This is a genomic window from Arthrobacter sp. BB-1 (assembly GCF_006151685.1).
Lineage (GTDB): Bacteria > Actinomycetota > Actinomycetes > Actinomycetales > Micrococcaceae > Arthrobacter.
In genome coordinates this window covers 1-26,460 of sequence record NZ_VDEV01000022.1, presented here as the reverse complement: position 1 = coordinate 26,460, position 26,460 = coordinate 1, and the positions used below count along the sequence as shown (strand labels likewise).

General features: G+C 65.7%; 25 protein-coding genes, 2 tRNA genes, 1 other RNA gene and 2 pseudogenes. 17 read left to right on the top strand and 13 right to left on the bottom strand.

All coding sequences use genetic code 11. The features are described 5' to 3' along the window. Positions 1-125: 125 nt before the first annotated feature. Positions 126-2,867, bottom strand: a complete 2,742-nt coding sequence (gene aceE / locus FHJ30_RS11945) for a pyruvate dehydrogenase (acetyl-transferring), homodimeric type (protein ID WP_139029521.1) — start codon at positions 2,865-2,867, stop codon at positions 126-128. Positions 2,868-3,294: 427 nt separating this feature from the next. On the opposite strand from aceE, the gene FHJ30_RS11940 reads away from it, so the two are divergent. The 5 genes from FHJ30_RS11940 (at position 3,295) to FHJ30_RS11920 (ending at position 5,725) form a co-directional block, all read left to right on the top strand. Beyond that, positions 3,295-3,714: a DUF3052 domain-containing protein gene (locus tag FHJ30_RS11940; protein WP_139029520.1), complete on the top strand. Its 420-nt coding sequence runs from the start codon at positions 3,295-3,297 to the stop codon at positions 3,712-3,714. Next, the gene (locus FHJ30_RS11935; RefSeq protein WP_139029519.1) at positions 3,711-4,205 is read left to right on the top strand and encodes a peroxiredoxin; all 495 of its coding nucleotides are present in this window, start codon (positions 3,711-3,713) and stop codon (positions 4,203-4,205) included. Before FHJ30_RS11940 ends, FHJ30_RS11935 begins: the two co-directional genes overlap by 4 nt. Positions 4,206-4,256: 51 nt before the next feature. Further along, complete coding sequence (locus FHJ30_RS11930) at positions 4,257-5,138, top strand: NAD-dependent protein deacetylase (RefSeq protein WP_373683148.1); 882 nt, start codon at positions 4,257-4,259, stop codon at positions 5,136-5,138. Positions 5,139-5,243: 105 nt separating this feature from the next. Further along, positions 5,244-5,316 (top strand) — tRNA-Val (locus FHJ30_RS11925). Between the two features lie 118 nt (positions 5,317-5,434). After that, positions 5,435-5,725: a hypothetical protein gene (locus tag FHJ30_RS11920; protein WP_139029517.1), complete on the top strand. Its 291-nt coding sequence runs from the start codon at positions 5,435-5,437 to the stop codon at positions 5,723-5,725. Positions 5,726-5,859: 134 nt separating this feature from the next. Here the strand turns inward: FHJ30_RS11920 and FHJ30_RS11915 are convergent, their stop codons facing one another. Next, positions 5,860-6,585, bottom strand: a complete 726-nt coding sequence (locus tag FHJ30_RS11915) for a FadR/GntR family transcriptional regulator (RefSeq protein ID WP_139029516.1) — start codon at positions 6,583-6,585, stop codon at positions 5,860-5,862. Positions 6,586-6,783: 198 nt separating this feature from the next. On the opposite strand from FHJ30_RS11915, the gene gndA reads away from it, so the two are divergent. Continuing rightward, the gene (gene gndA, locus FHJ30_RS11910; protein WP_139029515.1) at positions 6,784-8,220 is read left to right on the top strand and encodes an NADP-dependent phosphogluconate dehydrogenase; all 1,437 of its coding nucleotides are present in this window, start codon (positions 6,784-6,786) and stop codon (positions 8,218-8,220) included. Between the two features lie 79 nt (positions 8,221-8,299). On the opposite strand, the gene epsC is transcribed toward gndA, so the two are convergent. The 3 genes from epsC to msrA form a co-directional block, all read right to left on the bottom strand. Further along, positions 8,300-8,884 carry a serine O-acetyltransferase EpsC gene (gene epsC / locus FHJ30_RS11905; RefSeq protein ID WP_139029514.1) on the bottom strand — a complete coding sequence of 195 codons (585 nt, stop codon included), beginning with the start codon at positions 8,882-8,884 and terminating at the stop codon, positions 8,300-8,302. A gap of 39 nt (positions 8,885-8,923) precedes the next feature. Then, a complete protein-coding gene (gene cysK / locus FHJ30_RS11900) occupies positions 8,924-9,859 on the bottom strand; it encodes a cysteine synthase A (RefSeq protein WP_139029513.1) in 936 nt (311 codons plus the stop codon). 64 nt (positions 9,860-9,923) lie between these two features. Next, positions 9,924-10,448, bottom strand: a complete 525-nt coding sequence (gene msrA, locus FHJ30_RS11895; protein WP_139029512.1) for a peptide-methionine (S)-S-oxide reductase MsrA — start codon at positions 10,446-10,448, stop codon at positions 9,924-9,926. Positions 10,449-10,549: 101 nt separating this feature from the next. Between msrA and FHJ30_RS11890 the strand changes: the two genes are divergently transcribed. Further along, a complete protein-coding gene (locus FHJ30_RS11890; RefSeq protein ID WP_139029511.1) occupies positions 10,550-11,527 on the top strand; it encodes a Nif3-like dinuclear metal center hexameric protein in 978 nt (325 codons plus the stop codon). 121 nt (positions 11,528-11,648) lie between these two features. Continuing rightward, positions 11,649-12,386 (top strand): zinc ribbon domain-containing protein, encoded by a 738-nt coding sequence (locus tag FHJ30_RS11885; protein WP_139029510.1) that lies wholly within the window; start codon positions 11,649-11,651, stop codon positions 12,384-12,386. Between the two features lie 91 nt (positions 12,387-12,477). Here FHJ30_RS11885 and FHJ30_RS11880 read toward each other — a convergent pair whose 3' ends face one another. Next, the gene (locus FHJ30_RS11880) at positions 12,478-13,242 is read right to left on the bottom strand and encodes a YaaA family protein (protein WP_139029509.1); all 765 of its coding nucleotides are present in this window, start codon (positions 13,240-13,242) and stop codon (positions 12,478-12,480) included. A gap of 56 nt (positions 13,243-13,298) precedes the next feature. Between FHJ30_RS11880 and rnpB the strand changes: the two genes are divergently transcribed. The 5 genes from rnpB (at position 13,299) to FHJ30_RS11855 (ending at position 17,224) form a co-directional block, all read left to right on the top strand. Next, positions 13,299-13,690: RNase P RNA component class A (gene rnpB / locus FHJ30_RS11875), an RNA gene on the top strand. A gap of 45 nt (positions 13,691-13,735) precedes the next feature. Beyond that, a complete protein-coding gene (locus FHJ30_RS11870; RefSeq protein WP_139029508.1) occupies positions 13,736-14,278 on the top strand; it encodes a TspO/MBR family protein in 543 nt (180 codons plus the stop codon). A gap of 257 nt (positions 14,279-14,535) precedes the next feature. Continuing rightward, entirely contained in the window at positions 14,536-16,014 is a 1,479-nt protein-coding gene (locus FHJ30_RS11865; RefSeq protein ID WP_139029507.1) for a glyceraldehyde-3-phosphate dehydrogenase, read from the top strand. A gap of 75 nt (positions 16,015-16,089) precedes the next feature. Continuing rightward, complete coding sequence (locus FHJ30_RS11860) at positions 16,090-16,299, top strand: hypothetical protein (RefSeq protein WP_104998252.1); 210 nt, start codon at positions 16,090-16,092, stop codon at positions 16,297-16,299. A 127-nt stretch (positions 16,300-16,426) separates the two neighbouring features. Next, entirely contained in the window at positions 16,427-17,224 is a 798-nt protein-coding gene (locus FHJ30_RS11855; protein WP_139029506.1) for an HNH endonuclease family protein, read from the top strand. A 9-nt stretch (positions 17,225-17,233) separates the two neighbouring features. Here FHJ30_RS11855 and def read toward each other — a convergent pair whose 3' ends face one another. From def to orn, 3 genes are all read right to left on the bottom strand, one after another. Then, positions 17,234-17,806, bottom strand: coding sequence for a peptide deformylase (gene def, locus FHJ30_RS11850; protein ID WP_139029505.1), 573 nt, complete (start codon positions 17,804-17,806; stop codon positions 17,234-17,236). Positions 17,807-17,932: 126 nt separating this feature from the next. Next, positions 17,933-18,005 (bottom strand) — tRNA-His (locus FHJ30_RS11845). 128 nt (positions 18,006-18,133) lie between these two features. Further along, complete coding sequence (orn, locus tag FHJ30_RS11840) at positions 18,134-18,763, bottom strand: oligoribonuclease (RefSeq protein WP_139029504.1); 630 nt, start codon at positions 18,761-18,763, stop codon at positions 18,134-18,136. A gap of 151 nt (positions 18,764-18,914) precedes the next feature. Between orn and mptB the strand changes: the two genes are divergently transcribed. Then, positions 18,915-20,471 (top strand): polyprenol phosphomannose-dependent alpha 1,6 mannosyltransferase MptB, encoded by a 1,557-nt coding sequence (gene mptB, locus FHJ30_RS11835; RefSeq protein ID WP_139029503.1) that lies wholly within the window; start codon positions 18,915-18,917, stop codon positions 20,469-20,471. Between the two features lie 168 nt (positions 20,472-20,639). After that, positions 20,640-21,320: a hypothetical protein gene (locus FHJ30_RS11830; RefSeq protein ID WP_139029502.1), complete on the top strand. Its 681-nt coding sequence runs from the start codon at positions 20,640-20,642 to the stop codon at positions 21,318-21,320. 23 nt (positions 21,321-21,343) lie between these two features. On the opposite strand, the gene FHJ30_RS11825 is transcribed toward FHJ30_RS11830, so the two are convergent. After that, positions 21,344-22,057: a DNA alkylation repair protein gene (locus FHJ30_RS11825; protein WP_171059004.1), complete on the bottom strand. Its 714-nt coding sequence runs from the start codon at positions 22,055-22,057 to the stop codon at positions 21,344-21,346. Positions 22,058-22,158: 101 nt separating this feature from the next. Between FHJ30_RS11825 and FHJ30_RS11820 the strand changes: the two genes are divergently transcribed. Beyond that, the gene (locus tag FHJ30_RS11820) at positions 22,159-23,061 is read left to right on the top strand and encodes an aldose 1-epimerase family protein (RefSeq protein ID WP_139029501.1); all 903 of its coding nucleotides are present in this window, start codon (positions 22,159-22,161) and stop codon (positions 23,059-23,061) included. A 162-nt stretch (positions 23,062-23,223) separates the two neighbouring features. On the opposite strand, the gene FHJ30_RS11815 is transcribed toward FHJ30_RS11820, so the two are convergent. Then, positions 23,224-24,315 (bottom strand): LacI family DNA-binding transcriptional regulator, encoded by a 1,092-nt coding sequence (locus FHJ30_RS11815; RefSeq protein WP_139029500.1) that lies wholly within the window; start codon positions 24,313-24,315, stop codon positions 23,224-23,226. A gap of 76 nt (positions 24,316-24,391) precedes the next feature. Here FHJ30_RS11815 and FHJ30_RS21685 point away from each other — a divergent pair. Next, positions 24,392-24,709 (top strand): annotated as a pseudogene (locus tag FHJ30_RS21685) (Gfo/Idh/MocA family oxidoreductase); the annotation flags it as partial. Between the two features lie 196 nt (positions 24,710-24,905). Here the strand turns inward: FHJ30_RS21685 and xylB are convergent. Beyond that, entirely contained in the window at positions 24,906-26,324 is a 1,419-nt protein-coding gene (gene xylB, locus FHJ30_RS11805; RefSeq protein WP_139029499.1) for a xylulokinase, read from the bottom strand. A gap of 3 nt (positions 26,325-26,327) precedes the next feature. Beyond that, positions 26,328-26,460: pseudogene (locus FHJ30_RS11800) on the bottom strand (xylose isomerase); the annotation flags it as partial.

The window sequence follows — 26,460 nt, the reverse complement described above, 5'->3', positions numbered from 1 at the left end:
CCTCCATTTGTGCAAAGGCTACAATCCGCATTGCCCTGCGTCACACAACACCATGGCCGAAACGGACGACGGCGGCCCCCGCCTTTCGGAGGGAGCCGCCGTCGCGGTTCTGCTGGGGTGAGGGGCTAGGCCTCGCCGCCGGCGTTGCCGGTGGTGCCGGCATTGACGTTGTGAAGCCTGTACTTCTCAATCGCCTTGATCGGAGCCTGGGAATCCACCTCACCGCGGCGCGCGAGCATCTCCAGCGAACGCACCACGATCGAGTGGGTGTCGTTCTTGAAGAAGCGGCGGGCTGCGGCGCGGGTGTCTGAGAACCCGAAGCCGTCGGCACCAAGGGTGGCGAATTCGTTGGGGACGAATTGCCGGATCTGGTCAGGGACGGCTTTCATGTAGTCGCTGACGGCGACGACGGGGCCGGTGGCTCCCTCGAGCTGCTGGGTCACGAAGGGGACGCGGGCGGGTTCGCCGGGGTTGAGGAAGGCTTCCTCTTCCGCGGCGAGGCCGTCGCGGCGCAGCTCGTTCCAGGACGTGACGGACCAGACGTCAGCCGAGACCGACCAGTCTTCCGCCAGGATCCGCTGCGCCTCGATGGCCCACGGCACGGACACGCCCGAGGCGAGGATCTGGGTCCGGGGACCGTCGATCTTTGCCGGGGCAAGCAGGTAGATGCCCTTGATGACGCCTTCGACGTCCAGCTCCTCGGGCTCTGCCGGCTGGATAATCGGCTCATTGTAGACCGTGAGGTAGTACATGAGGTTCCGGTCCTCCGAATCAGGCCCGTACATGCGCTCAAGGCCGTCCCGGATGATGTGGCCCATTTCGTAGCCGTAGGCGGGGTCGTAGGTGACCACTGCCGGGTTGGTGGACGCGAGCAGGGGGGAGTGGCCGTCGGCGTGCTGGAGGCCTTCGCCGGTGAGGGTGGTCCGCCCTGCCGTGGCGCCGATAATGAAGCCGCGGGTCATTTGGTCTGCTGCGGCCCAGAAGGCGTCGCCGGTGCGCTGGAAGCCGAACATGGAGTAGAACACGTAGACCGGGACCAGGGGCACGCCGTGTGTGGCGTACGCGGTGCCGGCCGCGGTGAACGCCGCCACGGCGCCGGCTTCGTTGATGCCGGGGTGGATCAGCTGGCCCGCGGGCGATTCCTTGTAGGCCAGGACGAGGTCCCGGTCCACGGAGAGGTAGTTCTGGCCCTTGGGGTTGTAGATCTTCGCCGTCGGGAAGAACGCGTCCATCCCGAAGGTGCGTGCCTCGTCGGGGATGATCGGGGCGATGTGCTTGCCGAAGTTCTTATCCCGCATCAGGTCCTTGAGCAGGCGCACGAAGGCCATGGTGGTGGCGGCCTGCTGCTTGCCCGAGCCGCGCTTGGCCACCTCGTAGGACTTCGCGTCCGGCAACTCGATCGCCTGGTGCTTTGACCGGCGCTCCGGGACCGAGCCGCCCAGGGCGGCGCGGCGTTCCATCATGTACTTGATTTCAGGAGCGTCGTTGCCGGGGTGGTAATACGGCGGCTGGTACAGGTCTTTTTCGAGCTGTTCGTCCGTGATGGGGATCCGCAGGTGGTCGCGGAACTTCTTCAGGTCGTCCAGGGTGAGTTTCTTCATCTGGTGGGTCGCGTTGCGGCCCTCGAAGTGCGGTCCGAGCCCGTAGCCCTTGACGGTCTTGGCCAGGATGACGGTGGGCTTGCCCTTGAATTCGGTGGCTGCCTTGTACGCGGCGTAGACCTTGCGGTAGTCGTGGCCACCGCGCTTCAGGTTCCAGATCTGGTCATCGGTGAGGTCCGCGACCATGTCCTTTGTCTGCGGGGTCTTGCCGAAGAAGTGTTCGCGGACGAACCCGCCGGATTCGGCCTTGTAGGTCTGGTAGTCGCCGTCCGGGGTCTCGTTCATGATCTTCACCAGCGACCCGTCGGTGTCCTTGGCGAGGAGGTCATCCCATTCGCGGCCCCAGACGACCTTGATGACGTTCCAGCCGGCACCGCGGAAGAACGCTTCAAGTTCCTGCATGATCTTGCCGTTGCCTCGGACCGGTCCGTCCAGGCGCTGGAGGTTGCAGTTGATCACGAAGTTGAGGTTGTCCAGGTTCTCGTTCGCGGCGAGCTGGAGCAGGCCGCGGGACTCGGGCTCGTCCATTTCGCCGTCGCCGAGGAATGCCCAGACCTGCTGGTCCGACGTGTCCTTCAGGCCGCGGTTGTGCAGGTACCGGTTGGACTGCGCCTGGTAGATCGCGTTCATCGGCCCGATGCCCATGGACACAGTGGGGAACTCCCAGAAATGCGGCATCAGGCGCGGGTGCGGGTAGGAGGACAGGGCGTGGCCCTCGCGGGACTTCTCCTGCCGGAACCCGTCCAGGTCCTCCTCGGACAGCCGGCCTTCCATGTACGCACGGGCGTACATACCGGGTGAGGCGTGGCCCTGGAAAAAGACCTGGTCCCCGCCGCCGGGGTGGTCCTTGCCGCGGAAGAAGTGGTTGAACCCAACCTCGTACAGGGTGGCGGCGCCGGCGTAGGTGGAGATGTGTCCGCCCACCCCGATGTTCGCCCGCTGGGCACGGTGGACCATCACCGCTGCATTCCAGCGCATGTATGCCCGGTAGCGGCGCTCGTACTCCTCGTTGCCGGGGAATTCGGCTTCCTGGTCCACCGGGATTGTGTTCACGTAATCGGTGGTGGTCACCATCGGCACCCCGACGCTTTGCGCGCCGGCGCGCTGCAGCAGGCTCCGCATGATGAATTGGGCACGCTCGGTGCCCTGTTCCTTGATCAATGAATCCAGGGACTCAACCCACTCGGCAGTCTCTTCCGGATCACGATCAGGCAGCTGGTTAGTCAACCCGCTGAGGATATGGGAGGTATCTTCTCCTGCAGCCACGTCCAACCTCTCTTTGCGCGCATTGGTGGCGCACTCAGGCCGGGCAGGGTGACCGCCCGGCGAACGTACGCCGTGTGCGACGTATCGGTTACAACAGCCCGGTCATGTGTGCCGGGCAGGGTCCTAGTTTTCCTACGACTGCATTGGAGTTACAGGGTTGTTGCCCCGCAGGCATAGTTGTCACCTGCCACTCTAACTCTGTCCCTTACGCGATGCGTAGCCGCGGCTTGGGCGGCCCAGTTGTATTTCGCCGTCATACTGGTTGTGTGACGAAAAGCCGCTGGGCAGCGGGCTGGACGGACCCGATGTGACGCAGAATATGCCGCATCACGGGGGCGGCAGCTTGAAGCTCAGGCACAAAGGGTGTTGGCTTGGGAGTAATGGAAATCACTATGCGCACTGCATATATGAGGCATTGGAGGTACACGTGAGCGAGGCCGACGCCGCCACTTCGGTAAATGTGGCGGAAAAATTGGGTTTCAAGAACGGGGATCTGATTCAGGAGTTCGGTTACGACGACGACGTCGATTTCGACTTGCGTGACGATATTGAGGACCTCACCGGTTCCGAGATGCTCGACGAGGACGACCACGACGTGGCTGACGCAGTCATCCTGTGGTGGCGCGACGGCGACGGAGACCTGGTGGACAGCCTCATGGATTCGCTGACCACACTGAGTGAGAACGGCGTCGTGTGGGTACTGACTCCCAAGTCCGGCAGGGACCGATATGTCTCCCCAGCTGACATCCAGGAGGCGGCGCCAACCGCGGGACTGCACGTTACTACCTCCGCGGGCGTGTCCAAGGACTGGAGCGCAACGCGGCTGGTGAGCAGGAAGAACAAGTGACGGCAGCGCTTGCCGCTGCTTCCGTAGCTGTCCCCGCAGTCGGTGGGGCGGCGCCTGATTTTGAACTCGTCAACCAATACGGCGAGCCGGTCAGGCTGTCCTCCTTCCGGGGCCAGAACGTGGTCCTTGTGTTCTATCCCTTTGCATTCTCCGGCATCTGCACCGGCGAACTCTGCGAACTACGGGATAACCTGGCGCTGTTCGAGGATGCGAATGCCACCGTCCTGGCCGTCTCCGTGGACAGCAAGTTCAGCCTCCGGGCCTACGCGGCCCAGGAACAGTACAGCTTCGACCTGCTGGCCGATTTCTGGCCGCACGGTGCCGTCGCCAGCCGGTACGGAGTGTTCGACGCCGACAGCGGCATGGCGCGGCGGGGCACCTTCATCATCGATGCCGGCGGAACCATCCGATACAGCGTCGTGAATCCGCGGGGCCAGGCCCGGGACATCGGGGAATACCGCACGGCACTTGCCGGGCTGGACAAGGCCTGACGCGCCGTGGGCGGGCAGCGGCCTGGTGTAGGCCTCACAGGCTTCGCCAGCATGCCGCCTGTGCCTCCCGGACCCCCATCCGCAGGAGAACTTGAAGTCCTGGTTCGGATCAGGGACGTGCTGGCAGGGGACCGTTTCGCCTTGCTCACCGGGGCCGGACTCAGTACCGACTCGGGGATCCCCGACTACCGGGGACCCGGTTCGCCCCCTCGCTCGCCCATGACCTACCAGGAATTCGTCAAGGCGGCCGCCAACCGCCAGCGCTATTGGGCCAGAAATCACATCGGCTGGTCACACCTTCGGCGCGCCGATCCGAACCAAGGCCACCTCGCCGCGGCAGAACTGGAACGCCGAGGGCACCTTACCGGCCTCATCACCCAAAACGTGGACCGCCTGCACCAGGATGCCGGCAGCACCAATGTCGTCGACCTTCATGGCAGGTATGACCAGGTGGTCTGCCTGGACTGCCGCCGGACTTATACCCGGCACCTGCTGGCAGGAATCCTTGGCGAGCTGAACCCCGACTTCCTGGAACGGGCGGTGCGGACGGGCCTGGTGGAGATGGCGCCCGACGCCGACTCCACCGTGGAAGACCAGGCATTGATCAGCAGCTTCGTTGTGGCGGCCTGCCCCGCCTGCGGCGGAATACTGAAGCCTGACTTCGTGTACTTCGGTGAGAACGTGCCCAAGGACCGGGTGGAAACCTCGTACCGGATGGTCGATGACGCCGCAGCCCTGGTTGTTGCGGGATCGTCACTGACGGTGATGAGCGGCCTGCGTTTCGTCAGGCACGCCGCCAAGGAGGGCAAACCGGTGGTCATCATCAACAGGGGTGCCACCCGTGGGGATGACAAGGCAACCATCAAGCTGGAAGCCGGCGTCAGCGAATCGCTGGCGTGGCTCGCTTCTGAGCTCCCGCCCGTGGCAGGGTAGGGCCCGAAGCCGGCACATCCGCGGCCGATTCGCATTTGGCGGCGGGGATCGGGTAGAGTCTATGTTCGTTGGTCAGGGCGCAGCAGTGCCCGGTCCGGCCACTTTGGGTCTTTAGCTCAGCTGGTAGAGCGCCACGTTTACACCGTGGATGTCATCGGTTCGATCCCGGTAGGACCCACAAGCAGCCCCGCTGCTTCCGCCGCCAAGCGGAAGCAGCGGGGCTTTTGCGTTGCTTCCGCTTGGCCCCTAATGCAGGCCCTTCCCTGAATGTCCGACCCCTGCCATAGCTTGCAGGGATGGAACACGTGATTGTGCGGACGGGGACGGATGGGCTGCCGGCGGCGGTGCTCTGCAGTGGCAGGGAATGGGCCGTGGGCGCGGAGCCGGTCAGGTGGTTCGAGCGGGTCAGCTGGTGGGAGACCCACCGCAGGATGCCCAGGGGCCTGAGCCGGGTGGACGTCGAGGTCCTGCAGCTTCAGGTGCGGCTGGGCAGGAACGCCGGCTCCGCCCTTACCACGATGCTCCTTGAGCGGGACGGGCTGGGTGGGGGCTGGCGGCTCAGGGAGGCACTTGCGGACGCTGCATAGCCGTATCCCGCCGGCACGCGGTGTCCTCCGGGCATTGGAAAACCCTCCACCGCGACTATTGGGGGATGCCGCGGTGGAGGGCCTGAGTTGAATATACCGTGAACCCCTGGAAACAAAAAGTCGCCGTACGGATGTCAGCGCTCCACCGGAATGAAAACGCGGGGTTGCTCGGTCCACGTGTCGGACATCTGGGACATGGTCCGCCTCATGATCTTGTCTGACGCTTCGCGTGCGGCTGCGGCATCGCTGCGGGCGATTGCCTCCGCCACATCCACGTGCCACTGGAGGGCGGCCTCGTGCGGGTGGTCCGGCATCAGGCCGTGCACGGTCCGGCCCGTCAGGGTCTCCGCCACCTGGCCCATGAGGTTCGCGAACATCTCGTTGCCCGAACCGGACAGCAACAGCGAGTGGAACTGGATGTCCAGCTCAAGGAAGCGGGGCACATCACCCTTGCGTCCGGCGTCGAGCATTGCACGGGCAACGTCCACCAGCTCCAGCCGCAGCGGCGCCGGCGCGTTCTGGGCGGCCAGCTCGGCTGCGGCCGGTTCCACGGCGGAGCGCAGCTCGGCAAGTGACCGAAGCTGCGCGCCGCGGGCGTCGCTGGCCAGGCGCCAGCGGATGACCTGGGGGTCGAACGGATTCCAGCGGCTCGGGGGCAATATCCGGATACCCACCCGCTTGGTGGTCTCCACGAGTCCGAGGGACTGCAGTACACGGACGGCTTCACGGATCACTGACCGGGATACCCCGAGTTCATCCTCGAGTTTTTCGGCGAGCATAATATGGCCGGCAGGCAGCTCCCCTGAGATAATTCGGGTGCCAAGATTCTCTATGGCACGGTGGTGCAGGCTGCTGGTCATGCAGCTAAGCCTAGTGTGAACGGGTTCGCCCGAAGGCAGCCGCCAGGGGCCGAAGCGACACAAACGGTTCCATAACGTGGGCGTTACTTTCCTGTGACCTCCCAAATATATATGCTTTATTCAGACCCTTGGTCTGCAACGTGTTTCCCTACCAAGGGGAGCCCTGCACATCCGCGCAAAGTACGAATTGGAGTTTTGATGTCTGCACACATCGGTGTCACCGGCCTCGCGGTGATGGGCGCCAACCTCGCCCGCAACCTGGCCAGGAACGGCTTCACGGTTGCCCTGCACAACCGCTCAGTCGAGAAGACCGACGCCCTGCTGGAAAGGTACGGCTCCGAAGGCGACTTTGTCAGGACGGAGACCCTGCAGGAACTGGTCGATTCCCTGGAAAAGCCGCGCCGTGTGCTGATCATGGTCAAGGCAGGAAAGCCCGTTGACTCGGTCATCGAACAGTTGGAGCCGCTCCTGGAACCGGGCGACATCATCATCGACGCCGGCAACTCCCACTACGAGGACACCCGCCGCCGCGAAGCGGCCCTTGCCAAGAAGGACCTGCACTTCGTGGGCGTTGGCGTTTCCGGTGGCGAAGAGGGCGCCCTCAACGGCCCCTCCATCATGCCCGGCGGTTCCAAGGAGTCGTACAAGGCCCTGGGCCCGCTGCTGGAAAAGATCTCAGCCAAGGTGGACGGCGAACCGTGCTGCGCCTGGGTGGGAACCGACGGCGCCGGCCACTTCGTCAAGATGGTCCACAACGGCATTGAATACGCCGACATGCAGGTCATCGGCGAAGCCTTCGACCTCCTGCGTTCAGGTGCCGGCATTGAGCCGGCCGAACAGGCCAAGATCTTCTCGGAATGGAACCAGGGCGAGCTCTCCTCGTTCCTGATCGAGATCTCCGCTGAGGTCCTGGGCCACGTGGATGCCAAGACCGGCAAGCCGTTCGTCGACGTCGTGGTGGACGCAGCCGGCCAGAAGGGCACCGGCCGCTGGACTGTCATCTCCGCACTGGAGCTCGGCTCGCCGGTTTCCGGCATCGCCGAATCCGTCTTCGCGCGCGCCCTGTCCTCGCAGACGGAGCAGCGCAAGCTGGGCCAGGAGTTGCTGGCCGGCAACGAGGCGTCGGTGGAGATCCCCGAGACCTTCGTTGAGGACGTCCGCCAGGCACTGTACGCTTCCAAGCTGGTCTCCTATGCCCAGGGCATGGACATGCTGACATCCGCGGCCAAGGAGTACGGCTGGGACCTCAAGCTGGACGAGATTGCCTCACTGTGGCGCGCAGGCTGCATCATCCGTGCAGAGCTCCTCAAGGACATCACCAAGGCCTATGCCGCCGACGAGAAGCCCGCAAACCTCCTGTTCGCACCGGCCTTCACCGAGGCCATCGCAGGTGCACTGCCTGCCTGGCGCCGTGTCGTGGCCACCGCCGTCCAGCTGGGGATCCCCGTTCCGGTGTTCTCCTCTTCCCTGGCCTACTACGACGGCCTGCGCCGCAAGCGCGTCGCTGCCGCCCTGATCCAGGGCCAGCGTGACCTGTTCGGAGCCCACACCTACGGCCGCGTCGACTCCGAGGGTACATTCCACACCCTTTGGGGCGAGGACAAGTCCGAGATCGAAGCAGTGGACACGCACTAGCACTTGCCGCCGCATGACAAAGGCGGGCAGTTTCCCGGTTCTCCGGGAGACTGCCCGCCTTTTGCTGTACCTGCTACTGCTAGATCCGGTACTCGATGTCGTATTCAGCCGGGTCCACGGCGGGCTTGGTTTCCCGCTGCGCGTCCCGGTGTCTCCATTTGGCCGGGACGCCGGTGACAATCGATTCGGGCGGGGCGTCCTTGACCACCACGGCGTTGGCGCCCACGGCGCTGTCCCGGCCAATGGTGATCGGCCCCAGGATCTTCGCCCCGGCGCCGATCGTCACCCGGTCACCGATGGTGGGGTGGCGCTTGATGCGGGCCAGGGAGCGGCCGCCCAGGGTGACTCCGTGATAGATCATCACGTCCTCACCGATCTCCGCAGTTTCCCCGATGACCACGCCCATGCCGTGGTCAATGAAGAAGCGGCGGCCGATGGTGGCACCCGGATGGATCTCTATGCCGGTGAGGAACCTGCCCAGCTGCGAGAGCAACCGGGCAGGAAAACGCAGGCCCGGGTTCTGCCACAGCCGGTGCGTCAGCCGGTGGATCCAGATGGCATGCAGGCCGGAGTATGCGAAAAAGTTCTCAAAAGAACCTCGAGCCGCCGGGTCGTGGGACCGGGCGGCGTCGAGGTCTTCCTTTAGTCTTGCGAAAAAGCCCACAAAGTTCTTTCTACAGGAAACGGGCGAACAGCGGACTGATCAGCCGCGGATGTCGTCATAGAGCACGGTGGAGATGTAACGCTCGCCGAAGTCACAGACAACAGCCACGATCAGCTTGCCCTTGTTTTCGGGACGCTTCGCCAGCTCCAGTGCACCCCAGACAATGGCGCCGGAGGAGATGCCGCCCAGGATGCCTTCCTTGACGCCGAGCTCGCGGGCCACGCGGACGGAATCCTCAAGGGTGGCGTCGAGGACCTCGTCGTAGACGTTGGTGTCCAGGATTTCGGGGACGAAGTTAGCGCCGATGCCCTGGATCTTGTGCGGGCCGGGTGCGCCGCCGTTGAGGATGGCGGAGTCCTTGGGTTCGATCGCGACGATCTGGACGCCGGGCTTGCGCTCCTTCAGGACCTGGCCGACTCCGGTGACGGTTCCACCGGTGCCTACGCCTGCAACGAAGATGTCCACTGCGCCGTCGGTGTCAGCCCAGATTTCCTCCGCCGTGGTGCTGCGGTGGATCTCAGGATTGGCTTCGTTGGCGAACTGCTGGGCCCAGATGGAGTTCTCGGTGTTGGCCACGATTTCCTGGGCCTTCTCCACAGCGCCGCGCATGCCCTCGGAACCCGGGGTCAGGACGATCTCGGCGCCAAAAGCGCGCAGCATGACCCGGCGCTCGGTGGACATGGTCTCCGGCATCGTGAGGATGACCTTGTAGCCGCGGGCAGCACCCACCATGGCCAGGGCGATGCCGGTATTGCCGGAAGTGCCTTCAACAATGGTCCCGCCGGGCTTCAGTGCACCTGATTTCTCGGCGGCATCGACGATGGCAACGCCGATGCGGTCTTTGACGCTGTTGGCCGGGTTGTAGAACTCAAGCTTGACGGCGACGGTGGCGTCCAGGCCCTCGCTGAGCCGGTTGAGCTTGACCAGCGGGGTTCCGCCGACCAGCTGCGTTACATCGTCATAGATCCGTGCCATGTAGATACGCCTATCTTTGAGGGGTGAATACTGAGGTCAGCCTAACGAGGCCGCGTAACCGTGGCTAAGCGTTAAGCCATGCAGAGTAATATTTCCTGGCCTTGGCGAGCTTGGGGTTGATGATCACCTGGCAGTACCCCTGCTCGGGATGCTTGGCGTAATAGTCCTGGTGGAACTCCTCGGCAATATGGAACCGGGGGAGCCGGACCACCTCGGTGACGATGGGGTTGGCCCACAACGCCTGGTTCCGTTCAATCGCTTCCTCGAACAGGATCTTCTCTTCGGTGGTCTCGTAGAACATGGACGAACGGTACTGGGTGCCGACGTCGTAGCCCTGGCGGTTCAAGGTGGTGGGATCGTGCAGTGCGAAGAACATGTCCAGGATGACTTCCTCCGGGATGGTCTCCTCGTCGAACGTCACGGCCACAACCTCGGCATGGCCGGTGGTGCCGTTGCAGACCGAATAGTAGTCCGGCTGCGGATCATGGCCGCCGGTGTAGCCGGAGACCACCGAGGTGACTCCCTTGGTCTTCTGGTAAACGGCGTCGAGGCACCAGAAGCAGCCTCCGCCTAAAACAAAAGTTTTCATGACCTCTTCAATGGTTGGGGGCACGGGAAGATTCCCGGCCGTCCGTGGGTGGGGCTTGTAAACGTGCGGCGCGGCTGGCCCGATGGGGTAAAACTAAGACTATGGAACCTGCGGACACCGACGTTACCGGCCCAAACAACGGCGACGGCGTCGATCACGGCGTCAAGCACGACGACGGGCACGACGACGGGACCGGCGGCGGCAGCGCACCGTCAGCCGGGCAGGGGGCAGCGGAGCCCGCAGAGGCGCCCACCCTGGGCGAGCTGCTCCTGGCGGTGGAAGAGCTGTGGCCGGAATCCCTTGCAGAGAACTGGGACGAAGTGGGACTGGTTGCAGGCCATCCCTCAGCGCCCGTCACCAAGGTGATGTTCGCCGTCGACCCTACCTTGGAAGTCATTGAAGAGGCCGTGGAGTGGGGCGCGGAACTGCTGATCACTCACCATCCCCTGCTCCTGAAGGGCGTCACCTCCGTCGCGGCCACCACGCCCAAAGGCCGGGCCGTGCACCGGTTGATCGAGTCCGGCACCGCGTTGCTGACGGTCCACACCAACGGTGATTCCGCCGTCGGCGGCGTGTCCGACGTCCTCGCCGATGCGCTGGGCCTCCAGGACGCCGTCCCGCTGACTGTGGCAGCAAACGGCCTTCCTGAAGAGGGCATCGGGCGGGTGGGGGACCTGGCGGAAGCCATGACCCTGGGCGACTTCGCAGCCCGCGTGTTCGGGATCCTCCCCTCCGTAGCCGGGGGAGTGCGGGTTTCCGGGGACAAGGACGGCCTGGTCCGTCGCATCGCCGTGTGCGGTGGTGCCGGGGACTCCCTCTTTGGTGAGGTCAGGGCCAGCAACGCGGACGTCTATGTGACCGCCGACCTCCGCCACCACCCGGCGTCGGAAGCTAGGGAGGCTGCCCTGAACGGCCGGCCCTACCTTGTGGATGTCTCCCACTTCGCCAGCGAGTGGCTGTGGCTGCCTGCCGCTGCGGCTGCGCTGGGCAATGTCCTCGCTGACCAGGGCCATGACGTTGAAATCCAGGTCAGCACCACCAACAGCGATCCCTGGGACTTCATCCTGACTCCGGGCTAAGCCTGGCGTGAAGGGTCCCCGGGCGAGCGGAGCGAGGCAGGGGAGCAGGCCAGGCGCTAGAGTCTAGGAAGCGCCGGTCAGGTGCCCGGCCCCGGCCGGTAGGGATCAAGCGGAGGTAACAGTGGCGAAGGCAGCACCGGCGGAACAGTTGAAGTTGCTCGAACTGCAGGGGCTGGACGCAAAGCTGAAGTCGCTCGCCAACCGCCGCCGCTCCTTGGAAACCGATCCCCGCATCAAGGACCTGGAGGCGGCGCTGGCTGTTGCCAACGGCGAGCTGGGCGCGGCGAAGGTGGCTGTCCATGACGCCGAGGCCGAACTTAAGCGGGCCGAGGCGGACGTGGAACAGGTGGCCTCGCGGATCCAGCGGGACGAGGCGCGGCTGAACAGCGGCACCGGATTGTCCAAGGACCTGGTGGCGCTGCAGAAGGACATTGCCTCGCTCAACAAACGCCTCTCGGACCTTGAAGACATTGAGCTTGAGGTCATGGAGCGGCTCGATTCGCTGCGGGAGCGGCAGGCGGCACAGCAAGCGATCGTGGACGATATCCAAGGGTCCTTCGGCACAATCAGGGCCGAGCTCGACGCAGCCCTTGCTGAAGTGGAGGCGGAGGCCGGCGGCCTCCGCGCCCGGCGCGACGAATTTGCCGCTGGCCTCGATGCCGGCGTGCTGGCCGTGTACGAAAAAACGCTCGCCAAGCGCGGTGTGGGTGCCGCCCGCCTGTTCCATGGCACGTCCGAGGCGTCGGGCATGAAGCTGAGCCCCGGCGACCTGGCCGAGATCAAGGCAGCCGCCGCGGACGACATCGTCTTCTGCCCGGACTCCGGCGCCATTCTGGTCCGCTCGGAGGAGTGGGCCTGACCCAACCAATCTGACCCAACTAGGTAGCGCTAAGTGTCGTTTTGGCGGCTCATAACGACACTTAGCGCTACCTAGTTGGAAGGGCGGGGAATCAGCCCGGCAGGATGATGTTCAGCGCGTGGGGTTTCCGCGCGGAACCGTCCACGAGCTGTGCCTGCCAGACTTCCCGGGCGGCCCTGGCAAGGTCCGACGGCGTTGCTGGAGCTTTGCCCCGCCGCGCCAGCAGGTGCCGCGCGAGTTCGCCACGGGTGTGCTTGGCGAAGTGGCTGACCACCTTCCGGACGCCGTTCACCTCCGTAAGAACGTTGACCGCCACTGTCTGCGCCGGTGGCGGGGCCCACGCCGCGGAGTAGGTGCTCGAGCGGCAGTCCACCAGCAGGTGCCCCTCGGCAAGCGGCGCCAGCGCACTGGACAGGTGCGGCTTCCAGAACGAGGCGAGGCGGCCGACGTCGGGCAGTGCGGTCCCCATGGACAGGCGGTAGGCGGGCACGCTGTCGCCGAAGCGGATGGCGCCCCAGAGCGCGGAAATCACCAGCACCGACTCGTCTGCCTTGCGCCGCTGCACGGGGGTGAGTGTCTTGTAGCCCAGCGCGTCATAGAGGACGCCGGAGTAGATCTGGTGTGCAGGGGCCGCCGGTTCACCATGGAGCCGGGTGTTGCGCTCGACGTCGTCCTTCAGGGAGGCCCCCACCCCCAGCAACGCGAGGGCATCGTCATGCGCGCTCACCGTCCCCAGCGCGTCCAGCACCTTGGCGCGGCAGGAGTTCAGCTCCGGGAAGCTGAGGGAAGGCCAGTCGACGGCGGAACCACGGACCGCGGGTGTCTTGCCTTCGGAAGGGGGGAGCAGAATCAGCACCGTCCGATCCTACCGGCGGAGGGAAAGTGGCAGCGCCCCGGTAGACTGGACATGGATGGGTTGACCAGGCGGCCGCGCGTCACGCAAGTGGCTCGAGGAACGTCCGGGCTCCGCAGGGCAGGGTGGTGGGTAACGCCCACTCGGGGTAACCCGCAGGCCAGTGCCACAGAGAACAGACCGCCTGGGTCGCGCCGGTTTGAAAGCGGCACGAACCAGGTAAGGGTGAAACGGTGGTGTAAGAGACCACCAGCTTCCCGGGTGACCGGGAAGGCTAGGTAAACCCCACCCGGAGCAAGGCCAGACAGGACACGTTTGAGGGCTGCCCGCCCGAGTGTCCGGGTAGGCCGCTGGAGGGCGCCGGCAACGGCGCTCGTAGATGGATGGCCGCTACTCCCGCACCGGCAACGGGGCGGGAGCACAGAACCCGGCGTATCGGTCAACCCATCCACCCCGTCCGGTTTGACCTTGAGAGTTGTGTTGGGGATCCTGAACCGTGCCCGCAAATATTGACCCGCCCTCCGGCGACGGAGCCGCCGAATCGCGGGGTCCCGCCCGCGCACAGCAGGCCGTTGCCCTGGCCGGGTTCCTTGCGCTCTCCGCCGCTGCCTGGGCCCTCGCGTCAGTCCCCATCATCCTGCATTCGGCTGGCTGGTTCGCGGGATCGGCCAAGGCCCCCTGGATGCCGCCGGGCTGGATGTTCAGGAGCATGTGGATGCTCTTGTATGTGGGGGTGGCGGTCGCCGCCTGGCTCGTCTGGCGAAAAGGGGAGTTGAGGGGAGGTGCCCTGGCCGGGTATCTGGTCCAACTGGTGCTCAATGCCGCGTGGCCGCTGGCCTTCTTCGGGCTCTTTCCGGTGTTTGGTGCCGCTGCCCTCTGGGCCGCTTTCTGTGTCATAGCCGGGCTTGCGGCCTCGCTTGCATTCCTCGTTGTGCGGTTCGGACCGGTGAGCCCGGCTGCGGGCCTGCTGATGCTGCCCTATTTTTCCTGGGTGGTGTTTTCGTCCAGCCTCAATCTCTATTCGGCCATCCACAACTGACTCCCCGGACGCAAGGCCCTTCCCTGTGAGTGATTTCACGTGGTTCCGGCCGGTCAGGGGTGGCTGGCCAACTTAGAATGGAGACCGGACGCAGGAGTTCTTCCGCCCGGGTTGCCTTCGCAGCCGGCGGTTTTTCTTTGCACGCGATCCAGGCGCCTGGGGGCCGACCCCTGCAGGCGCGGGTGCCCCTGCACAACATGTGGTGGCCGACATCCGTGTACGAGGACGTACACGGCTGAACCGAGGAAGGTATTTCTGTGAGCCAGACGTCAGATTCTTGTCTTGATACGTGGATGGGCCGGGAGGCCCTCGCCGAGGCCATGATTCCGGTGATCGGCCGGCTGTACCGCGAGAACAACGTGGTCACCAGCATCCATGGCCGGAGTTTGATCAACAAATCCACCATGAACATCCTTAAGGCGCACCGCTTTGCACGCCGGATGAGCAAGGACGAGCTTCTCCTGGAGGAGACGGCGCCCCTGCTGAACACCCTGGCCGGACTCGAGCTCGGTGCCGCTGCCATCGACATCGCCCGGCTGAACCAGAAGTTCAAGGAAGAAGGCGACGGCGCCACGCTGGAAGAATTCCTGCGGGCGGAACTTGCCGACGTCGTGGGCAAGCGCGGCGGCGATGACCGCACCAGCACCGACGTGGTGCTTTACGGCTTCGGCCGGATCGGCCGGCTCCTGGCCCGCCTCCTCATCGAAAAGGCAGGCGGCGGACACGGCCTCCGCCTGCGCGCCATCGTGGTCCGCAAAGGTGCTGACAACGATCTCTCCAAGCGCGCCAGCCTCCTGCGCCGCGACTCGGTCCACGGCTCCTTCGAAGGGACCATTCGGATTGACGAGGAGGCCAACACCATCACGGCCAACGGCGTGCAGGTACAGGTCATCTACTCGGACAACCCCGCCACCATCGATTACACCGCCTACGGAATAAACAACGCCCTTGTGGTGGACAACACCGGACGCTGGCGTGACCGGGAGGGCTTGTCCCAGCACCTGCAGAGCAAGGGCGTGGCCCGGGTCCTGCTGACCGCCCCGGGCAAGGGCGATCTCAAGAACATCGTCCACGGCATCAACCACGGCACCATCGAGGACACCGACCAGATCGTCTCCGCCGCGTCCTGCACCACCAACGCCATCACGCCGGTGCTGAAGGCAATCAACGACAAGTTCGGCGTCGTGCACGGCCATGTGGAGACGGTGCACTCCTTCACGAACGACCAGAACCTGATCGACAACTTCCACAAGGGTGACCGGCGCGGCCGCTCGGCAGCACTGAACATGGTGATCACGGAGACCGGCGCCGCCAAGGCCGTGGCCAAGGCCCTGCCCGAACTGCTGGGCAAGCTGACCGGCAGCTCCATCCGCGTCCCCACCCCGGATGTTTCCCTCGCCATCCTGAACCTGAGCCTGGAGAACGGGACCACCAAGGACGAGGTCAACAACTACCTGCGTGAGATGTCGCTGCACTCGGACCTGCGCAAGCAGATCGACTACATCGACTCACCCGAAGTTGTTTCCACTGACTTCGTCGGTTCCCGCCGGGCCGGGATCGTGGACGGCCTGGCCACCGTGTCCACGGACAAGAACCTTGTGCTCTATGTCTGGTACGACAACGAGTTCGGCTACAGCTGCCAGGTGGTCCGCGTCATGGAGGAGATGGCCGGGGTTAACCCGCCTTCCTTCCCCGCAAAGGAATCCGCCGCGGCCCTGGCTGCGATCGCCGTTTAGGTTCCGGCCGCCGGTCCCGCGATTTCCCGGCTGATGGTGCTGGAATCAGCCGGGAAACGGGACCACACTGGTGGCATGGACAAAGATTCGACACTTCAGCACGAGACAACCCTTGAGCACGCCCTCGACGTGGCCAAAGCCAACCATAAGGAGGCCGTCCGGCTGCTGGAGGGCGCCCGCGCCGCGTACAAAACGGGCGACGTCGGAGAGGACCGGGTGCGCCAGCTGGAAGGACTGCTGGCAATCGCCGAGGAGGACCTCCGGCGGGTGATGCGGGAGCAGTAAGCCCCGCGGCGGAACACTTCCGCCAGCGCCGCCCACTTGCCCTCCACACTGTGGAAAACACTGGGGAGGGCAGGCTGGTGGCCTAGGCTCTTCTGGTGCATGATGTCGCCGGAGGGGCTGGAGCCCCATGACTGTGAGCTGGTCTGCCTATCGGAGTGCCCGCCGTCGCTCCCGGCAGGCATGGGGCATCCTGGCAGTGGCTGCCGCCTCGGCGTTGGCGGCCCTGTCCTGGTTCTTTACTGCCGGCCAGTTTGCCTTGGCGGAGCCCGCCGTCGCAGGTCCCGCGGAGGCCCCAGTCTTTGATCCCGCCTGGATGAAGCCTGTCGTGCCAGTGCGCCCGGTGCCCCCGGGCAGTGCCCTCGCCGCATTGGAGGGGCTCGCCGTCAAGGGCCGCGCCGCCAAGGACAACTACGACCGCGAAGCCTTCGGCCAGGCGTGGCTGGACGTGGACCGGAACGGGTGCGACACCCGCAACGACATGCTCCGGCGTGACCTCACCGCCGTGGTGTTCATGGAGGGGTCCAACTGCAGGGTGGCAGCAGGCACCATCCGGGAGCCTTATACCGGGCAGTCCCTGGACTTCCGCCGCGGCTCCGAAAGCAGCCGCGCAGTCCAGATAGACCACGTCGTGGCCCTGGGTGACGCCTGGCAGAAGGGCGCCCAGGGGCTGACGGCCAAACAGCGCCAAAGCCTTGCCAACGATCCGCTGAACCTCATCGCCGCGGACGGCCCGGCAAACGAGGAGAAGGGTGCCGGCGATGCCGCAACGTGGCTTCCCAGGAACAAGTCCTTCCGCTGCCACTATGTGGCCCGCCAAATATCCGTCAAGGCAGCCTACGGACTCTGGGTCACTGAGGCGGAAAAGGACGCCATGAAGCGCGTGCTGGTGTCCTGCCCGGGCCAGTCCACCATTGCGGCAGGGTGACCGCCTGCTTTAGTGGCCGAACGGGTCAGGGTCGACGCCCGGCATCCAGGTCAGTCCGGGAACTCCCCAGCCGCTCTTCTTGGCCTGCTTCATGGCCTTGCGCGCGTAGCGGTCCATCAGCCGGTTGACGTAGAGCTTTCCGTCCAGGTGGTCATATTCGTGCTGGATGATCCTGGCAAACCAGCCGGTGGCTTCGAACCTGACGGGCTGTCCAAAACCGTCAAACCCTTCAACGCGTGCCCACTCGGCGCGCTTCAGGGGATACTGTCCGCCGGGGAAGGACAGGCAACCTTCCTCTTCCTCATCCGGGTCCGGTACCGCACCGGAAATCTTTGACAGGGTCAGGACCGGGTTGACCAGCACGCCCGTGGGCGGGGCGCCGTCGTCATTGGCGTACTTGTACACGAAGATCCTCTTGCCCACGCCTATCTGCGGAGCTGCGAGCCCCACGCCGTTGGCGGCGTCGTTCGTCTCAAACATGTCCGCTATCAGGGTCCGCAGCTCGTCGTCGAACACTTCAACCTCGGAAGCGCGGCGGTGCAGTACGGGTTCTCCCCAGATGGTGATTGGCAGAACGGTCATCTTCAGCGGTCCTTCAGCGGTATCTCGTGCGAGGTGCAAGTGTGCGACGGTGAAAAAACGAAGGAGGCCGCACCGGATATCCGGTGCGGCCTCCTTCTTGGACGGCTGCACATACCGTCCCGTGAGGGTGAGCTACGGGGGTTGAACCCGCGACCTCCTGGACCACAACCAGGCGCTCTGCCAACTGAGCTAAGCCCACCATGTGCCTGCAGATTTACCGGCGGACCGGCGCTCTGGAAAGGCAACTCATATAGCTTACCTGCTCTTCAGGGGTGCTTTGTCCACTTTTGGGGTTTTCGCCCAAAATTCCGTCGAAGGTGGCGCAGATTACCCTTCCTGCTGCCCGGCGTCCCCGGCGGATGTGATGCGGCGGGCAATCCGCTGGGCCGTGGAACTGTCCGGTCCCGGCGCGGGTACGAATACGGCTTCCCGGTAATAACGGAGCTCGTCGATGGAGTCCTTGATGTCCCCCAGGGCGCGGTGTCCGCCCTTTTTCGCCGGCGACTGGAAGTACGCCCTCGCGAACCAGCGGCGGGAAAGTTCCTTGATGGTGCTGACGTCGATCACCCGGTAGTGCAGGTGCTCAACCACCGCCGGCATGTCCCGGGACAGGAACACCCGGTCAGTGCCCACCGAGTTGCCACCCAGGGGCGCCTTGCGCGGGTCCGGCACCCATGCGGAGATGTACTCCATGACGGCGGCTTCCGCCTCGGCCATCGTCTTGCCGTGGGGCAGTTCCTTGAGGAGCCCCGATTTGGTGTGCATGTCCCGGACGAAATCGCTCATCTGGGCCACTGCCGCATCATCCGGTTTGATGACCACATCGACGCCGTCGCCGAGGATGTTCAGTTCGGAGTCGGTGACCAGCGCCGCCACCTCGATCAGGGCGTCATTCTTGATGTCCAGGCCGGTCATTTCGCAGTCGATCCAGACGATTCGTTCGTTAGATATAGGCACCGGACAAGCCTACCGTTACACCTCCAGGCCACCGTCCGATGCTAGGATTTCGAAGACGCGGCGGGTCATGCCGCTCCCGTGGGAATGCGCCCCGGGCGGCCGGTGCGCCGCCGGGCGAAACCGCAGACGACATAGATTGGACAATCCTGAAATGACGGCGCCTGTGCCTGCGACGGGGGAGGCGGCGCCCGCCGCCACTGCCGCAGCGGGCGGCGCCGAAGTGGATAATCCCCGGTCCCCGCTCCTTGCCGGCTTCGTTGGGTCCATGTTCATGCTCATCGGGTCCTTGGGCGTGGGCTGGCTTGCCCCGGTCTCTGAACTCCGCAGGATGCCACTGTTCATCTGGATGCGCGCCGAAGCGGTCGGCGTTGCCCTCTCGATTGTCCTGCTGGCCGTGGGAGGCATGCTCCTGGTCCGTGCCTGGCTCAGGCTGGGGCAGCGGGTCAGGGTGTGGGGCGGGCAGGCCCGCAAAGCTACCCTGATGGCCGTTGTGGCCTGGGGCCTCCCCATGATGTTCAGCGTGCCGCTCTTCAGCCGCGACGTTTACGCGTACATCGGACAGGGCCGGCTGATGGTTGAAGGGTTCAACCCCTACGAGAACGGCATCTCGGCGCTGTCCAACTACTTCCAGCTGGGCGCGGACAAGATGTGGACCGAAGCGCCCGTACCCTACGGCCAGCTGTTCCTGTGGATCGAACAGTTCGTCGTCTGGTCCACGAACGTCCAGCCGGAGGCCAGCGTGATGCTCTTCCGGCTGGTGGCCGTGGCAGGAGTGATCCTGTGTGTCATTTATGTTCCACGGCTGGCCGAGCTGCACGGCGTCAACCCGCACCGGGCCCTGTGGCTCACCGCCGCGAACCCGCTGTTCCTGACGAACTTCATCGCGAGCGTCCACAATGACGCACTGATGATCGGGCTGGCGCTGGCCGGGCTCTACTACTCCGCGACGCACAGGCTGGTCCGCGGCATTGTCCTGGTGACCCTTTCCATTGCGGTGAAGCCCATCACTATCGTCTTCCTGCCGTTTATCGGGCTCCTATGGGCTGGCAAGGACGCAGGCTGGCTCCGCAAGTTCGCGTTTTGGGGCCTGACAGCTGGGCTGAGCCTCGGAATCCTGGCCTTGATGAGCCTGGTGAACGGTTTCGGCTTCGGCTGGGTCAACGGGCTCTCCGCCCCCGGAAGCATCTCCATCTGGTACGCGCCCGTGGGGCTGATCGGCATGGTGGTTGCCTCGCTGGCCAATCCGTTTGGACTGGACGGGGCCGCCTTGGCCGGGGTTGTGCACAACGTGGGCAAGCTTATTGCCGTGGGCATTGTTGCCTGGCAGATCTTCCGTGGGGACTATGACCGGCTGATGCGCCGCCTCACTCTCGCGTTTGCCGCCGTGGTCCTCCTCGCTCCGATCATCCAATCCTGGTACGTCGTTTGGCTGATACCCCTGTTCGCAATAACCGGCATCAGGAACGACTGGCAGGTCAAGGCGCTCTACTTTGTTGTCTCGTTCTTCATGATCTACGCCATTTCGGACCAGCTGGAAGTCTTCCCGTACCTGCAGACCGAGGACCTCGGCTTTGCGCTGGCACTGGCGCGGGTGGCCGCTGCGGTGACCGGCCTGCTGTTCGGCCTGTACCTGGTTTTCTGGGACCCACGCACCCGCCGGCTGTTCCGCAAGACCCACGAGGCCGTCGTCGAACGCCCCGTCATCTAGGTAGCGCCAAGTGCCGTTTTGAAGCTCCAGAACGACACTTGGCGCTACCTGGTTGGGGTTGGGGGAACGTGACGTGAAGTCCGGCCTGTTTGCCGGGCCATTGGACCCTGCTGTCCGCGGTGCGCCGGCCATAGGGTCGAATCATCCCGCATGGCAAGGAGGCGCCGGATGGAGGGTTCGCGGCAAGCGCCGCCAGGCAGGGCGCTGCGCACCGTGGTGGGCGTCTTCGGGCTGCTGGCGGCCCTGGCGGGCATGGAACACGGGATTGGCGAGATCCTCCAGGGCCCCGTGGCGCCTGGTGGCCCGGTGTTCCGTTCCTGGCCCGGGAACGAGGCGTTCGGAATCCTGGACGGGGAGCCTGCCTTTACGGTGTTGCCGGACCTCTTGGCGTCGGGCGTCGCGACCGTGGTGGCTGCAGGGGTTTTCGCCGCCTGGGCGGTGGCCGGCATACGCGGCCGGCGGGGGCCCCTGGTGCTGATTGGGCTCTCGCTGCTGCTGTTCGCGGTCGGTGGCGGTTTCGGCCCGCCGCTGCTGGGAATCATCCTGGGCATTGGGGTGTCCAGGCTGGCCGCACCTTCGCGGCCGCCGGGACCGGGCACCCGGGCAATGGCGAAGGCATGGCCGTGGGCGCTGGGCGCCGGTGTGGCGGGTTACCTCGGGCTGGTGCCGGGCACGCTGGTGATGCACGCCACGTGGGGAACTCCACCCGCATCCGTGGTGTACGCGCTCATGGCGATGGCCTTCGGCGGTGTGATCCTTGCCCTTGCGGGTGCCAGGGCAAGTAACAGGCTGGAGGCCTGGCGTGCCGCGGAACGGTCAAAGCGATCCCGGTCCGGAACGTCCCCCTGACCCAGGGTGCTTGCAGGCTGCCGTTATATGCCAGGTGTCGGGACAGCGAGCCGCCGGAGGGCTTCCCTCCGGGACAGGGGACTGAGGGTGGCCGCGTGTTCTGCCACGAAGGCCGCCACCCACTCCGGCGCCGTCTTTGAATACTCGCGCAGGGCCCATCCGATTGCCTTCCGGATGAAGAACTCCCGGTCTGCCATGTTTGTTTCAAGGATCCGGGCCAGCAGCCCGGAATCAGTGGCGGCCTTCGCCTTCAGCTGCGAGAGGATGGCAGCCCGCCTCATCCAAAAGTCCGGATCGGTGCCCCAGCCAAGCAGCATTGCTGACATCTCCGCACGGTTGGCCTGCAGCAGGCCGCAGAGGCGGGTGGTTACCGGGTCCACCACATCCCACCAGGCGCCACTGCGGATCATTTCCTCGTAGACGGGCAGCATCAGCATGTCACCGGCGGCCAGGGGGTCCGCGGTCAGGTCGATGGCTGCATACCGTTCTTCGCGGGCCGTGGCGTTCCGCCATAGCTCAAGGACGGTGCCGCGCAGCTGCACGGCTGACGTAAAGGGGCTGTCGGCAGCGGCCGCGGCGGCGATCCGGCGGACTTCGGGGACACGCACACCCAGGCAGGGCAGGGCAGATTTCATGTAGGCCTGCGCGCCGGCGCCCCGCACTGGGTCTGCCCGTTCGCGCAGCGCACCGCGGATGGCAGAGAGTACCTGGCTGTTAACCACGCCTTCTTCGGCCATGGTGCAACTTTAGCCAGCGGGAAGGTTTCCGTGTGCGCGGGCAGGCGCATGCGTTAGGCTGGTTAGCGCTCACAAGCATCTCGGCGTCAAAGGGGATCTTCATGCCATCCACGGAACACAGCATTGCCAGCGGCCCCTACACCGCCGTGGTCACAGCGCGCGGGGGTGCCCTCCGGGAGCTGCAGCACAACGGCCGGGACCTGGTGGTGGGCTTTGGCCCGGACGGCAGGATTCCCGACTACCGCGGGGTCATCTGCGTCCCCTGGCCCAACCGCCTGGCTGACGGCAGGTACACCTACGCCGGAACGGCCTACCAGGCCGCGATCAACGAGCCCCAGCGGGGTGCGGCGCTGCACGGCCTCGCCACGGAGCGGACCTGGGAGGTGCGGGAGGCGGCTGAGGACCGGGTGGTTCTCGCGTGCACCATCAGCGCGGGCCCGGATTACCCATCGGACCTTGAGGTGTCCGTGTCCTACTCGCTGGATCCCGATGGCTTGCACAGCACGGTGAGGACGGTGAACACCGGGTCCGCCAGTGCCCCCTATGGTGCCTGCCCGCACCCGTACCTGGTGGCCGGTCCAAATGGGCTGGACGAATGGACGCTGGAAGTGCCGGCGCGCGAGTTCCTTGAGGTGACGCCGGACCGGCTGCTCCCCGTCGGCATGAAGGGCGTGGAAGAGCGCGGCTTTGATTTCCGCAGACCCCGGCGGTTGGGGCCCGTGAAGATCGACCATGCCTTCACCGGCATTTCCCGCGACGCGTCCGGGCTGGCCAGGGTGCGCGTGCAGGACCCCGCGGGAACGGGTGTGGAGCTGGAATGGGGCACGGAGTTGCCGTGGGTCCAGATCCATACGGCCGATAAGCCGGTGGCCCCGGACAGGCTGGGCCTGGCGGTTGAACCCATGACCTGCCCGCCGGACGCCTACAACTCGGGGGTGGACCTGCTGCACCTCAAACCGGGGGAGTCGCACTCGGCGTCCTGGACTATCCGGGCCCTGGCTTAGTCCGCGCCGCAGGCGGTTGAGAACCGGGACGTCCAGCCTGCCCGCGCAAGCCAGGCCGCGCACGGAGCCGTCCACTGGTCCGGCCCCGGCTCTCCGGCCGCAAGGCCCAGTCCGAGCCGCCCATGGGGAGAGACGTGCAGCTTCCCAGCCCGGACGCCATGCTCAGGCCACTGCCTCCGTGCTGCGGCGAAGGGTGACTTCGCCCTTCACGGGCTGTGGATCCCCGGTCTCCTGGCCATCGTTGCTGCCCGCCGCGCCGGCTGTCGCCCGGGTGGCAAGCCGGCCGATGTCTTCCAGCGGCAGGCGGACCGTGGAGAGGGCCGGTCGGAAGTCCCGCAGGGTCTCGATATCATCAAATCCGGCAATCCTGGCGTCCCGCGGAACCCGGAGCCCTTCAGCCCGCAGGGCGGCCGAGGCGCCGATGGCCATCACGTCGTTGACAGCGAAGATGCACATCGTCGCGGCGGCAGGGGCCTCGCCGTCCTCCGTCCGCCCGGCCTTGATCCTGGCAGCCAGCTTGAGGCCGGCATCGTAGCCCCCAGCGCGGTTGAATGACGTGCGCAGTACCTGCGCAGGGCCCCGGCCGGCCTTTGCCAGACCTTCCTGGAAGCCGCGAATCCGGTCATCCGAGGTGAACAGGCCCTCAGGGCCACCGATGATGACGAAATCGCCAACCCATCCGGCGGCAAGCTCAGCTGCCAGGGCGCCGGCGAGCTCCTGGTTCGGCACGGCAACAACGTGGTAGCCCTCGGAAGCGGTGGCACCTACCACCGGGTGTCCCACCACTGCCACCTTGCCGCCGTTGCGGCAGTACCGGTCAAGTTCCGCTGCAAGCCCGGCGTTGCCGTCCCGGTCCTCTTCCCGGGACGAGCGTGAGCCGGCGACCACGATGGAATCGGCGCGCCGTGCGGCGAAGGCTGCCACGGCCTCCCGCTCCTCCGCGGGCGCCCCGCCGCTGGTGGCAAGCAGCACCAACTTGCGCTGTTCCCGGGCGGCCTCCAGGACGCCACGGGCGATGGCGGCGAAATATGGGTCCGCGATGTCGTGCACAATCAAGCCGATGAGGCCGGAACTGGACTTGGCGAGCCCCTGGGCCTGGGCGTTGGGAATGTATCCAAGCGAGTCCGCTGCCTGGCGGACCCGGTCCGCGATGTCCTGGCCTGGCTTGCGTGCGGAACCATTGAGGACCCGGCTGGCAGTGGCGGGAGATACCCCGGCCAGCCGCGCAACCTCGGTAAGGGTGCTTGCAGCCACGGCGTCTCCTGGTCGGGTTTGTGGGGTCAGTAGGCGTAACCAAGTATGGCAGTTTCGGGCCAGGTTCGGAAAGCGCTTGCCAGTTGTCGGATGGGCGAACGGCATCACCGGCCGGATAGGCTACCGCGGGCACCTGCTGCGGTCCATCCTTCCCATCCCGGACGCAGGAGCCCATTGTGGTGGGCCGTAACGAAGCAAGATCCGGGAACTGGCCGAAAAGCACAAGGCCTCGGAGTGGAGCACCGACCTCGGCGCCGTTATCAACGACCCCACCATCGACGTCGTGTTTGACGCTTCCATGACCAGCCTCCGCGCCGCCACGCTGAAGAAGGCCATGCAGGCCGGCAAACACATCTTTACCGATAAGCCCTCCGGCGAAACCTTTGCGGGCGCAACACCGTCCTGGCCACGGTGAAGGAAGCGCTGCGCGGAGCTTGTCCTACCGTGCGCTTGACACCTCTGCATGTCCTGTCCAGACCCCAGGCTCCTGCCACGTTCTACACAACTGGCAGGACCTGCGCCCCACATGAAAAGACCCGGACCGCGCTGTTAATTTCACAGTGAGGTCCGGGTCCTTTTGCGTGGATACGTCAGGCGTACATCGAGGCGCAGCGGCGGTAGCGTGCCAGCACGCCGCCGTCGTCCTGCCCTGCAGGGAGGTCGACGGCGTCCAGTGCCCACTGCGGAAATTTTCCGGTGAGTGCCGCGGCGGCCTGGCGGGCGGCGCCGTCGGCCACGTATTCTCCCGGGCGGGGCACGGTGACGCTGATGCCCAGCAGTTGCGCTGCCGCCGCCTGGACCGCCGCTGACTGCGCTCCGCCGCCCACCAGGATGATGCGGCGCGCTTCCACGCCCTGTTCCTGCAGGGCGGCCAACCCGTCTGCGAGCGAGCAGACCACGCCTTCGACGGCGGCGCGCGCCAGGTTTGCCGGGGTGTAATTCCCGCGGGTGATGCCATGCAGGGAACCCGTGGCGTCCGGCAGGTTCGGCGTGCGCTCGCCGTCGAAGTAGGGGACGAGGGTGAGGCCACCCGCGCCTGGTTCGGCCGCCAGCGCCAGCTCGTTGAACTCCGCAATACTGACGTCCAGCAAGGCAGCGGTGGCGTCAAAAACGCGGGTAGCGTTCAAGGTGCACACCAGCGGCAGGTAGTTCCCCGAGGCGTCGGCAAACCCTGCCACCAGCCCGGACGGGTCGGCGGCCGGCGTGTCGGACACGGCGAAGACCGTCCCCGAGGTGCCCAGCGACATCACAACATCACCCACGCGGGCGCCCACACCCAGGGCCGCCGCCGCGTTGTCCCCGGCCCCGGCGGCCAGGAGGGCGCCTTCCGGAGACCTGCCGGCGGCCTCCAGTGGGCCTACCACTTCGGGCAGCAGCGGGATGTGCCCCAGCGAGGACTCCAGGAGCCCCGGCAGGTACTCGCCCGTCGCCGTCGAAAAGTAGCCCGTCCCCGAAGCGTCCGAGCGGTCGGTCCTCAGGGCCGCCAGCCCTGCCTCGCCGCTCCCGGGGCCATAGCCCATGAGCCGCCAGGTCAGCCAGTCGTGGGGGAGGCAGACCGCGGCAACCCTGGCCGCGTTCTCCGGCTCGTTGGCGGCCAGCCAGTGCAGCTTGGTCAGTGTCAGCGAGGCCACCGGGACGGTGCCCGTGGCACCGGCCCAGTAGCGGGCGCCGGCGGCTGCATCGCCGTCGCCTGCCGCCTTGATCAGGTCCGCGGCCGCACCTGCGCTGCGGGTGTCGTTCCAGAGCAGTGCGGGCCGGATGACCTGGCCGTCGCTGTCCAGGCAGACCATGCCGTGTTGCTGGCCTCCCACCGAGATGGCGGCGACGTCCTCCAGTCCGCCTGCCTGTCCGGCTGCCTCCTGGAGGGCGGCCCACCAGTGGTCCGGGTGGATTTCGGTCCCGTCGGGGTGGCCCGCCCTGCCCTGCCGGACCAACTCTCCCGTGTCCGCATCGCGGATCACCACCTTGCAGGACTGGGTGGAGCTGTCGATGCCTGCTACAAGAGCCATGGGTTAGCGGGCGTTGAGGAGGTGTTCGATGGCGAGCTGGTTGAGGCGGACGAACGCGAAGGAGCGTTCGGCGGCCTTGTCGGCGTTGAAGTCCTCGAAGGCGGTGGCGTCCGCGAGCAGGTCCGCGGTGGTTTCA